Here is a 9,313-nt window from a genome sequence, read left to right on the forward strand (position 1 = left end):
ACCCCAAGATGACCGACGCAGAACTCCGCCGGAGGGCCTCGAAGGTCGTCCCCGGCGGCATGTACGGCCACCTCAACGCCGCCCTCTTCGCCCCCGGCTTCCCGCAGTTCTTCCAACGTGGCGAGGGCTGCCGGCAGTGGGACGTCGACGGCAGGGAGTACATCGACTTCATGTGCAGCTGGGGTCCCGTCGTGCTCGGGCACCGGCACCCCCGCGTGGAGGAGGCAGCCGCCCGCCAGGCCGCGCTCGGCGACTGCCTCAACGGGCCCGGCCCGATCATGGTGGAGCTGGCCGAGCTGCTGGTGGACACCGTGCCGAGCGCCGACTGGGCGATGTTCTCCAAGAACGGCACCGATGCCACCACGCAGGCGCTCATGGTCGCCAGAGCCGCCACCGGGCGGACGAAGGTGCTGATGGCGCACGGCGCCTACCACGGGGCCGACCCCTGGTGCACGCCGTCACCCGCGGGCACGACGCCGAACGAGCGGGCCGACCTGGTGGAGTTCACCTACAACTCGCCGGAGTCACTGGAGTCGGCGGCGGCGACCGTGGAAGGGGACGTGGCGGCGATCATCGTCACACCCTTCAAACACGACTCGTTCGAGGACCAGGAGCTGGTGGAGCCGGCCTTCGCCCGCGGCGCCCGCGCCCTGGCGGACCGCCTCGGGGCCGCCCTGGTGATCGATGACGTGCGCGCCGGGTTCCGCGTCGACCTGCGCGGCTCGTGGGAGCCGTACGGGGTGCGCCCCGACCTGACGGCGTGGTCCAAGGCGATGGCCAACGGCTACCCGATCGCCGCCGTGACCGGCACGGACGCGCTGCGCGGACCGGCGCAGACGCTGTACTCGACGGGGTCGTTCTGGTTCTCGGCGGTCGCGATGGCGGCGGCCAAGGCCACCATCGAGACCCTGCGCGACACGGACGGCATCGCCGCCATGGAGCGGGCCGGCTCCCAGCTGCGCGAGGGCCTCTACGCGCAGGCCAAGTCGCACGGGTTCACCGTGAACCAGACGGGGCCGGTGACGATCCCGTGGCTCAGCTTCGACAGCGACGCCGACCTGTCCGTGGCGATGCACTGGAGCGACGCCTGCCTGCGGCACGGCGTCTACCTGCACCCGTGGCACAACTGGTTCATGTCGGCGGCGCACACGGAGGACGACGTCGCCAAGGCCCTGGAGGGTACGGACCAGGCGTTCGCGGAGACCCGCGCCCACCTGGGCTGACGGTCGCGTTCATGAGCGCCGCTCCGACTCCGCGGCGGCCCAGGCGAAGATGCCCTTCGCCATCAGGGACAGCTCGCCGGCCGCCCGCGCGGAGAAGACCTCGGCGCGTACGCGGTGCACGCCCGCGTCGTCCGGCGCCGCCAGGGCGGCCAGCTCCGCGAGGTGCCCGGCCAGCCGCTCGTCGCCCTCGGAAAGGGCCTTGAGCGCCGCGTCCGCGAGCACCGCTGGGCCGCCCGCCAGGCCGGCGAGCGACCGCGCGAGAACGGCGTCGGGGGCGGGCTTGAGGCTGGCCGGGTTGCCGTCGTACCAGCCGCCGTAGAGCCGCCACAGATTCCGTACGACGAACTCCGGCTCGTCGTAGCGGGCCCGCAGGTAGGGGCGGTCGGCCAGGTGGGCGGGGGGCTCGACGGTATGCACGATCTCGTCGAGCCGCGCGCCCGCGTTGAGCAGGCCGAGGGTCTGCGTGACGAGCGAGCGCAGCCAGTCCGCCGTCTCCAGCAGCGCCTGCCGGATGCGATCGCGGCCGAAGACGGGGGCGCCGTGGCTGGGGAGCATGATCTCGGCGTCCATGGCGGCCATCCGCTCCAGCGCGTGCACCCACTCCCTGGGATAGCGCTGGACCTTCTGCGGGTTGCCGCAGTTGGGCGTCACCCAGACGAACAGGTCGCCGGGGAGCAGCAGTTTGTGCTCGGGAACGTACGCGATGGTCGCGTCGTCCGTCTCGCCCTTGGCGTGCAGGAGGTCGAACGTCAGCCCGCCGCGCCGCACGGCGAGCGTGTCGGTGTAGGTGACGTCGGGATGCCGGTAGCGGGTTGGCCAGCGCAGCTCGGGGCTCTGGAACTGTCGCTGGTTGATCACCGCGTTGTAGCCGTTGGTCAGCAGATAGCGCTCGAACCGGTCCCCTACCGCCCTGTGGGCGTAGACCGTGGCCCGCGGCCCCGACTCCTCGAACGGCGCCGTCCCGGACACGTGGTCGATGTGCCCGTGCGAGTAGAAGGCGGTGGTCAGCGGCACCGTGCTCCATCTGCGCACGTCCTCGTGCAACCGCGCCGCGGTGTACGGGTTGCCGGTGTCGAACAGCACCAGCTCGCCCTCGGTCTCGAAGGCGATCACGTTGCCGAACCCCGGCCACCAGCCCAGGCCGTCGGCCACCGTCTGGACGCCGGTGCCGGCCAGGCCGGCGTCCACGATGCTGTCGTCCGATTCGCCGCGCCACACACGGTCCGCGTACTCGACGATCACGTGACCACCTCTTCCTAGAATCTCATTCTAGGCGCAGCTGATCGTCGCCGCACAACCTGGCGCCGGATCTCCGGACACGTTACGTGATCGGCCGGTCACTCGTTAGAGTGGGTGCCTCTCAGAGCCCTCATGCCGGAGGGGCTCGAATCATGGGGGTCTCATGCGCGTGTCCAAACTTCCGCTCGTCCTGCTCGCCGTCGCCTGCGCCGGAGCCTGCGCGGGGCCGCCCGCCCCGGTCCAGAACGCGGCCGGTCCCGAGGCCGCCAAGAGCCCGGACGGCGCGATCACGTTGTCCGGCTCCGGCGAGTTCACCGACGACGACACCTCGGCCATCGCCTACGACCGCAAGCTCGCCCCGAAGGGCGCCCAGGCCAGCGTCACCGTCGAGTCGTCAGGAGACGAGACCACCACCTCGCTGGTCGCCGAGGGCCTGCTACCCGACCGGCGCTACGGCGTCCACCTGCACACCAAGCCGTGCGGGAAGAAGCCCGACGACTCCGGTCCGCACTACCAGCACCACCCGGGGAAGATCAATCCGGAGAGCGAAGTGTGGCTCGACATCCGCACCGACGACGAGGGGGCCGGCCGCTCGACGGCCCGCAACGACTGGGCGCTCGACCCCGCCAGGCTGCCGGGCTCGCTGGTCATCCACGCCAAGCCGACCACGCCCAAGGGGCCCAAGGCCGGCGTGGCCGGCGACCGCATCGCCTGCGTGACGCTCAAGAAGGTGCCGTGACTGCCTGACCCGATGCTCCCTCCTTGCGGGAGTGCACGCATAAGAAGTGTGCTCCCGCAAGGAGGGGGATGGTCAGGACCTGTCCGCCAGGGTGAAGGCGCCGCGGGCGAGGGCGGTGAGTTCGAAGCCCAGCTTCCCGTCGTCGAACGCCGCCGCGGGGTTGACCGCCATCGCCGTCACGACGTACGTCTTCCCGCCGGAGGTGCGAGCCAGGAAGCTCTGGTCGAGCACGCCCGGCTCCGAGCCGCCCTTGTACCACACCGTCGTCCACTTCTTCGGGTCGAGCCCGAGCGCGTTGGCGGGGACCGACATCGCCTCGCCGACGTGCTTGTCACCCATCCTGGCCAGCCGGGCGTGGGCGCCGCAGATGTCGGAGGGTGAGGCGAAATACTCGATCGTGTCCAGCTCACGCGGCTTGGTCCAGGTGGCGACGCGGTCGAGCGGGACCTTGGCGACGACCTTCTCCAGGTAGTCCCGCTTCTTCGCGGTGCTCAGCGACAGATACCGCTTGGCGTGGCGGGGATAGTCGGCGCCCTTGAGCACGAACAGCTCCCGCGTCTTGAGCAGCGGGAAGTTGCGCTTGTCCGTGGCGCCCCAGGCGCGCATGGTGCGCTCGACCGCCTTGCGGCCCACCTTGTGGATCAGCAGGTCGGTGGCCGTGTTGTCGCTGATGGAGATCATCAGCTTGGCGGCCTCCATCACGGTGACCTTGCTGCCGTCGGGCCGGTCCTGGAGCTCGCCGCTGGGCAGGCTCTTCAGCTCGGGGGTGATGGTGAGCTTGGTGTCCCAGCCGAACGCGCCGGCCTTGATGCGCTGGGCCACGGTGCCGAGCACGTACAGCTTGAAGACCGAACCCAGGGGGCGCCTCTTGTCGCGGGCGGTGGCGTGCACGGGGCGGCAGTCCCCGTTCTTGGCCACCTCGGCCGCGATGAAGCCGGCCTGCGGCGCGGCCTTCTTCAGCCGCCTGTCCAGTTCTGCCCAGTTCTTGGGGGCGGGCGCGCGGAACAGCAGGCCGTTGATCAGGCCCGCGGTGTCCACCGACAACGAGATCTCGTGTCGCCACTCGCCCCCGGTCGCCAGCGCGATCAGCACGTCTTCCCTCGACGTCGTGACCTTCTCCAGCCGCAGGCCCTTGAAGGCGACCAGGATCTGGTTGATGGTGGCGGCCGGGGTGTCCTTGAGGAAGCCGGCGGCGAAGTGCTTGGCGATCTCCTCCTCCGGGACCGGCGGAGTGGCCAGCGCGTCGAGCAGCCAGCTCAGCTGCTTGCCGACGGGCGTGTCGGGGATCTCGGGCGCGGCGACGGCGGCCGCCGACACGGGTGCCTGGACGCTCGCGGCGCCCGCCGAAATGGGCTGGCTCACGCAGGCCGTCATGGAGACCGCGACCGCGGCGGTCGCCAGCACCCGGGTGGGCTTCGACGGGGTTTTCATGAGGGGGCTCCTTCGGCCTCGACTTTCGCGTACCACCAGCGAACCGGAGCGCGAGGGCGCGGGCCACCAAGTGGACCGCCGTTCTCGCAGGTGGGGCTGTCCGGAAGAAATATGCGGATAACCTCATAGACGCCCTCCCGATCCCTCATGACGATGGAGGCCTATGACATCCAGGCTGGTGGCCGGGCTGCTCGCGGTGGCCTCGGCCGCGGGGATCGTGGTGGGCACGTGGTTGGCGGGCGGCATGCCCTCCGCGTCGGCCTTACTGCCGTACATCCTGGTCTCCCTCATGCTGCCCGGAGTGGGCTGGCTGCTGGCGTACAGACGTCCGGAGGTCCGCTACGGCTGGGTGCTGCTCGCCGCCGGGCTGTCGCTAGGGGTCGGCATGCTGGGCACGGGGCTGACCGCTTCCGGGGCCCCTGCGGGACTCCTCGACTACGTGAAGTCCGTCGCGCTCGCCCTCTTCTACGGGCTGACCTGGATCTACGTTCCGCTGCTGTTCCCCGACGGGCGGCTGCCCTCGCGGCGCTGGCGGGCCGTCCCGTGGATCGCGGGCATCGCGATCGCCGCGCACGGCATCGGGACGGCGAAGGCCGGGCTGGACCCCTACGATTCCACGGCCCAGGTCGACCTGGTCGCGGCGCTGGTGGGCGGCGCCGGGCAGTTCGTCACGTGGATCATCGCGGGAATCGTGTTCTGGGGGCTCGTGCTCCGCTGGCGGCGCAGCGAGCGGCCCGAGCGCGCCCAGTACGCGTGCATGGTCGCGGGCGTCGCCGCGACCGTGGCGGGGGGCGTACTGACGGTGCTGTTCATCTTCGGGCTGGGCACGCCGTTGCTCACGGGAGTCGCCGGGCTGGCGCTGGTCGGCTCGCTTCCCGCCGCCATCGGGGTGGCGATCGTGCGGCACCGGTTGCTCGACATCCGGTTCGGCATCAGGGGATCGCGCCTGCACCTGGTGTTCGACGTGCGGCCGACGGTCGGCGAGGTGCTGTCGGACCTGGGCACCGCGCTGGAGGACACGCCCGAGCCGGTGGAGCAGCTCGGCCGGCTGGCCGCCGCCGTGCGCGCCGGGCTGGAGCTCAGATGGGCGGCCGTGACGCTCGCCGACGGGACACGCGTGGTGTCGGGCCGGGCGGAGGGCCCGGCCGCGCTGACGATGCCGGTACGCGGCGGCCTCGGCCACATCGAGTGCGGCCCCAGGGACGCCGGACCGCTCACCGGCCAGGACCGGCGGCTCCTGGAGGCGCTGGCCGTGCCCGCGGGCCTGGCGATCCAGAGCGCCGGGCTCGTCACCCGGCTGGTCAACGCCCAGGAGGCCGAACGCCGCCGCATCGAACGCAACATCCACGACGGCGTCCAGCAGCAACTCGTCGCCCTCATCGCCGGCATCGAGCTGGCCCGCGCCACGGGAGCGGGCGCGGACATGCTTGCCCACCTGCGCGAGCAGGCCCGCCAGACGCTCGCCGACCTGCGAGAGCTGGCCGCCGGCATCCACCCGTCCTCCCTCAGCCAGGGCGGCCTGGTGGAGGCCGTCGAGGAGCGCTGCTCGCGCCTGCCCGTGCGCACCACGGTGACCTCGGCCCCCGCCCTGCGGTCGAGGCGCTTCACCGACGAGATAGAAGGTGCGATGTACTTCACCGTGAGCGAGGCCGTGGCCAACGCGCTCAAACACGCGGAGGCCGCCGCCATAGAGGTACGCCTGTCGCAGGCGGACGGACGCCTGACCGCCGCCGTCGCCGACGACGGGAAGGGCTTCGACGCCTCGCTCACGCGGCGCAGAGGTCTGGCGACGTTGTCGGACCGGCTGGACGCCCTCGGCGGCGGCCTGAGCGTCGGCAGCGAGCCAGGGAAGGGAACACGGGTGAACGCGTGGGTACCGGTCGATGAGTGAGCCGATCCGCACGGTCGTGGCCGACGACCACTATCTGGTGCGCGAGGGCACCCGCCGGCTGCTCGAGATGTCGGGCGAGGTGGAGGTCGTGGGCACGGTGGGCAACGCCGACGAGCTCCTCGACGCCGTACGCCGGCTCGGCCCCGACGTCGTGATCACCGACATCCGGATGCCGGGAGGGGAGTGGCGGCCGGGCTTCGAGGGTATCGACGCCGCCCACCGCATCCGCTCCGCCCACCCGGGCGTCGGGGTGGTGGTGCTGTCGCAGTTCGCGGACGCGTTGTTCGCCTTCGAGCTGTTCAAACACGGCACCGAGGGTTACGCCTATCTGCTGAAGGACCGGGTCGGCGACCTGGACGAGCTGCTCGGCGCGATCGGCGCGGTGGCCTCGGGCGGCTCGGTCATCGACCCGAAGGTGGTGGAGGGCCTGCTGGCCAGGCGGGACGTGCGCGGCCAGCGGGAGGAGCTGACCGGCCGCGAGCGTGACGTGCTGCGGGAGATGGCGCACGGCCGGTCGAACGCCGCCATCGCCCGGGCCCTGCACCTGTCGATCTCGTCGGTGGAGAAGAACGTCAACGCCATCTTCACCAAACTCGGCCTGGAGAACAGCGGGGATGTGCACCGCAGGGTGGCCGCCGTCCTCGCCTACCTGGGCCCCGATCCGTCCTAGCATCAGGCCCGGCCCGTCGCCGGCCTGCCGGGGGAGCGCACGTGGCGCGCGCCCGCCCGGGCGCCGGTCAGCCGTCGCCGCCGCTCATGTGAGCGGCATGGGAGTCCTGCACGATCTTGCGCAGCGCTGTGGCCACCGGTTCGACCGGCTCCGACAGCTGCTCGATCCGTCTCCTGCCGTGGTGGCGTTGCTCCCGCTCCGGCGGGAGCACCTTCAGCCTGGCCGCCGCCGCGAGGGCCGCCAGGATCCGGACGTCCTGGTCGAGGCGGCCGACGGGCCGGCCGCCGCGCGCCGCCCTGCTGACGCGCTCGGCGAGCTTGCGCGACAGGTACGGCCTTCGCGGCGTGATCCGCTCGACGGGGAACAGCAGCACCCGCCGCCGCTCCACCCGGATGAGCCGGGCGGCCTCCAGCTCGTCGCGGACGAGGCGGAACGCGCCCGCGCGGTCCTTGCGGATCCAGTGCCGCCACGACCGGGGCGGGGAGTTCGCGATCTGCTCCCACACGGCCGCCTGCAGCGGGCCGGGATCGGCGGGGGCGACGACCGCCCGCGCCGTGCCCGCGTCGTCCGTCAGGTTGCCGGCCAGCAGCAGCTCGGCCAGCGCCGCCGCGCGCAGCAGGTAGCCCAGCTCGCCGCGGTTGGCCAGTCGTTCCTTGCGCAGGTCGAAGGCGAGCAGGAACGCCGACCTCGGCAGGGACTCATCCCGCTCCACCCGTATCTCCGTCTTCATCCGCCGGCTCCTTGTCCTCCTGGGTTTCCTCCTGGCTCTTCCTCGGCCGTCCGCGGGGCCGCATCCGCCCCACGCCGTCGGGCAGGCGTCCGGCCTCCGACAAGGCCCTGCGCAGCAGGAACTCGATCTGCGAGTTGGTGCTGCGCAGTTCGTCGGAAGCCCACCTGGCCAGCGCGTCGTGGACCACCGGGTCGAGCCGCAGGAGGATCTTTTTCCGGTCCACGTCGATTACTGGTAGAGCGTTCCGGTGTTCACGATCGGCTGCGTGTCACGATCGCCGACCAGGACCACGAGCAGGTTGCTGACCATGGCGGCCTTGCGCTCCTCGTCCAGCTCGACCACGTCGTGCTCGGCGAGCTTGGCCAGCGCCGTCTCGACCATGCCGACCGCCCCTTCGACGATCCGCTGGCGGGCCGCCACCACCGCGCCGGCCTGCTGGCGCCGCAGCATGGCGTGGGCGATCTCCGGCGCGTAGGCCAGGTGGATGATGCGGGACTCGATGACCTTCACCCCGGCCGCGGCCACCCTGATCGAGATCTCCGCGGACAGCTTCTCGTTGATCTCGTCGGCGTTGTCGCGCAGGGACAACCGCGGCTCGCCGTGCGAGTCGTACGGGTAGCTGCCCGCGATGTGGCGCACCGCCGTCTCCGCCTGGATGGCGACGAACTCCACGAAGTCGTCCACCTCGAAGACCGCCTGCGCCGTGTCCTCCACCTGCCAGACCACCACGGTCGCGATCTGGATGGGGCTGCCGTCGGCGTCGTTGACCTTCGTCACGTCCGTCTCGTGGTTGCGGATCCTGGTGGACACCCGCCGCCGAAGGGTGATCGGGTTGACCCACTGCAGGCCGGGCGTGCGCAGGGTGCCGACGTAGCGGCCGAGCAGCTGCACGACCCTGGCCTCGCCCGGGGCCACCGCGGTGAGCCCGAAGGACAGCACGATGCCGATGATGATCACCAGCGCGGACGCCACGAGCAGCCACACGCCGCCCTGCCCGGCCCCCGAGGCGAGCATGGCGATCGCGACGATGAGCAGGGCCGTCCCCGCGAGCGTGACCAGCGTGGCCACGCCGACCATGACGAACCCGTTGGCCGCCCGCACCGGGCGCTCGTTCGTGCGCGGCGCCGGCATGTCGATGACGGCCCCTTCGATCGCGACTCCGCCTGATGTGTCGGTCATGGCCTGTCTCCTTCACTGCATCTCCGCCGATTTCACGTTGCTATCTAAGTGATATCACTTTTTCGGCAAGAGGGCGAGAGGCATTTTCCGGGCACAGGTCGGCCGCTCCCGAAGCGGGGTCGCGTCACCGGCGTGCAGGCGCCGGCGTCCGCCGGACGCCGTACGTGGTGCGGGTGGGGCCGGGGTCAGCCGAAGACGGCTGTCTCTTATA

At 71.4% G+C, this 9,313-nt stretch carries 9 protein-coding genes; 4 read left to right on the forward strand and 5 right to left on the reverse strand.

Annotated features, from left to right (window positions below; all coding sequences use genetic code 11):
- Positions 1–8 precede the first annotated feature (8 nt).
- A complete protein-coding gene (locus tag E1292_RS35115) occupies positions 9–1,223 on the forward strand; it encodes an aminotransferase class III-fold pyridoxal phosphate-dependent enzyme (protein WP_132601334.1) in 1,215 nt (404 codons plus the stop codon).
- A 9-nt stretch (positions 1,224–1,232) separates the two neighbouring features.
- Here E1292_RS35115 and E1292_RS35120 read toward each other — a convergent pair whose 3' ends face one another.
- The gene (locus tag E1292_RS35120; protein ID WP_132601337.1) at positions 1,233–2,465 is read right to left on the reverse strand and encodes an alkyl sulfatase dimerization domain-containing protein; all 1,233 of its coding nucleotides are present in this window, start codon (positions 2,463–2,465) and stop codon (positions 1,233–1,235) included.
- Positions 2,466–2,631: 166 nt separating this feature from the next.
- On the opposite strand from E1292_RS35120, the gene E1292_RS35125 reads away from it, so the two are divergent.
- Positions 2,632–3,201 (forward strand): superoxide dismutase family protein, encoded by a 570-nt coding sequence (locus tag E1292_RS35125; protein ID WP_165974898.1) that lies wholly within the window; start codon positions 2,632–2,634, stop codon positions 3,199–3,201.
- Positions 3,202–3,273: 72 nt separating this feature from the next.
- Here E1292_RS35125 and E1292_RS35130 read toward each other — a convergent pair whose 3' ends face one another.
- On the reverse strand, positions 3,274–4,632 hold the full coding sequence (locus E1292_RS35130) for a serine hydrolase (protein WP_132601343.1): 1,359 nt from the start codon (positions 4,630–4,632) through the stop codon (positions 3,274–3,276).
- A 163-nt stretch (positions 4,633–4,795) separates the two neighbouring features.
- Here E1292_RS35130 and E1292_RS35135 point away from each other — a divergent pair, with 163 nt between their 5' ends.
- The gene (locus E1292_RS35135) at positions 4,796–6,523 is read left to right on the forward strand and encodes a sensor histidine kinase (protein WP_132601346.1); all 1,728 of its coding nucleotides are present in this window, start codon (positions 4,796–4,798) and stop codon (positions 6,521–6,523) included.
- Positions 6,516–7,193 carry a response regulator transcription factor gene (locus E1292_RS35140; RefSeq protein WP_132601349.1) on the forward strand — a complete coding sequence of 226 codons (678 nt, stop codon included), beginning with the start codon at positions 6,516–6,518 and terminating at the stop codon, positions 7,191–7,193. Before E1292_RS35135 ends, E1292_RS35140 begins: the two co-directional genes overlap by 8 nt.
- 67 nt (positions 7,194–7,260) lie before the next feature.
- On the opposite strand, the gene E1292_RS35145 is transcribed toward E1292_RS35140, so the two are convergent.
- The 3 genes from E1292_RS35145 to E1292_RS35155 are packed head-to-tail and all read right to left on the reverse strand — an operon-like array spanning position 7,261 to position 9,102.
- Positions 7,261–7,923, reverse strand: a complete 663-nt coding sequence (locus E1292_RS35145; RefSeq protein ID WP_132601352.1) for a GOLPH3/VPS74 family protein — start codon at positions 7,921–7,923, stop codon at positions 7,261–7,263.
- Positions 7,892–8,146, reverse strand: a complete 255-nt coding sequence (locus tag E1292_RS35150; RefSeq protein WP_439331927.1) for a type II toxin-antitoxin system antitoxin — start codon at positions 8,144–8,146, stop codon at positions 7,892–7,894. Before E1292_RS35150 ends, E1292_RS35145 begins: the two co-directional genes overlap by 32 nt.
- Before the next feature lie 5 nt (positions 8,147–8,151).
- Entirely contained in the window at positions 8,152–9,102 is a 951-nt protein-coding gene (locus E1292_RS35155; RefSeq protein ID WP_132601358.1) for an SPFH domain-containing protein, read from the reverse strand.
- Positions 9,103–9,313: the final 211 nt, after the last annotated feature.

The organism is Nonomuraea deserti, from assembly GCF_004348685.1.
Classification (GTDB): domain Bacteria; phylum Actinomycetota; class Actinomycetes; order Streptosporangiales; family Streptosporangiaceae; genus Nonomuraea; species Nonomuraea deserti.

What these genes read in the sequence shown, in the direction of transcription:
- E1292_RS35155 (WP_132601358.1), bottom strand. Translation starts at nt 9,102, where the DNA reads ATGACCGACACATCAGGCGGAGTCGCGATCGAAGGGGCCGTCATCGAC.
- E1292_RS35115 (WP_132601334.1), top strand. Translation starts at nt 9, where the DNA reads ATGACCGACGCAGAACTCCGCCGGAGGGCCTCGAAGGTCGTCCCCGGC.
- E1292_RS35130 (WP_132601343.1), bottom strand. Translation starts at nt 4,632, where the DNA reads ATGAAAACCCCGTCGAAGCCCACCCGGGTGCTGGCGACCGCCGCGGTC.
- E1292_RS35145 (WP_132601352.1), bottom strand. Translation starts at nt 7,923, where the DNA reads ATGAAGACGGAGATACGGGTGGAGCGGGATGAGTCCCTGCCGAGGTCG.
- E1292_RS35140 (WP_132601349.1), top strand. Translation starts at nt 6,516, where the DNA reads ATGAGTGAGCCGATCCGCACGGTCGTGGCCGACGACCACTATCTGGTG.
- E1292_RS35135 (WP_132601346.1), top strand. Translation starts at nt 4,796, where the DNA reads ATGACATCCAGGCTGGTGGCCGGGCTGCTCGCGGTGGCCTCGGCCGCG.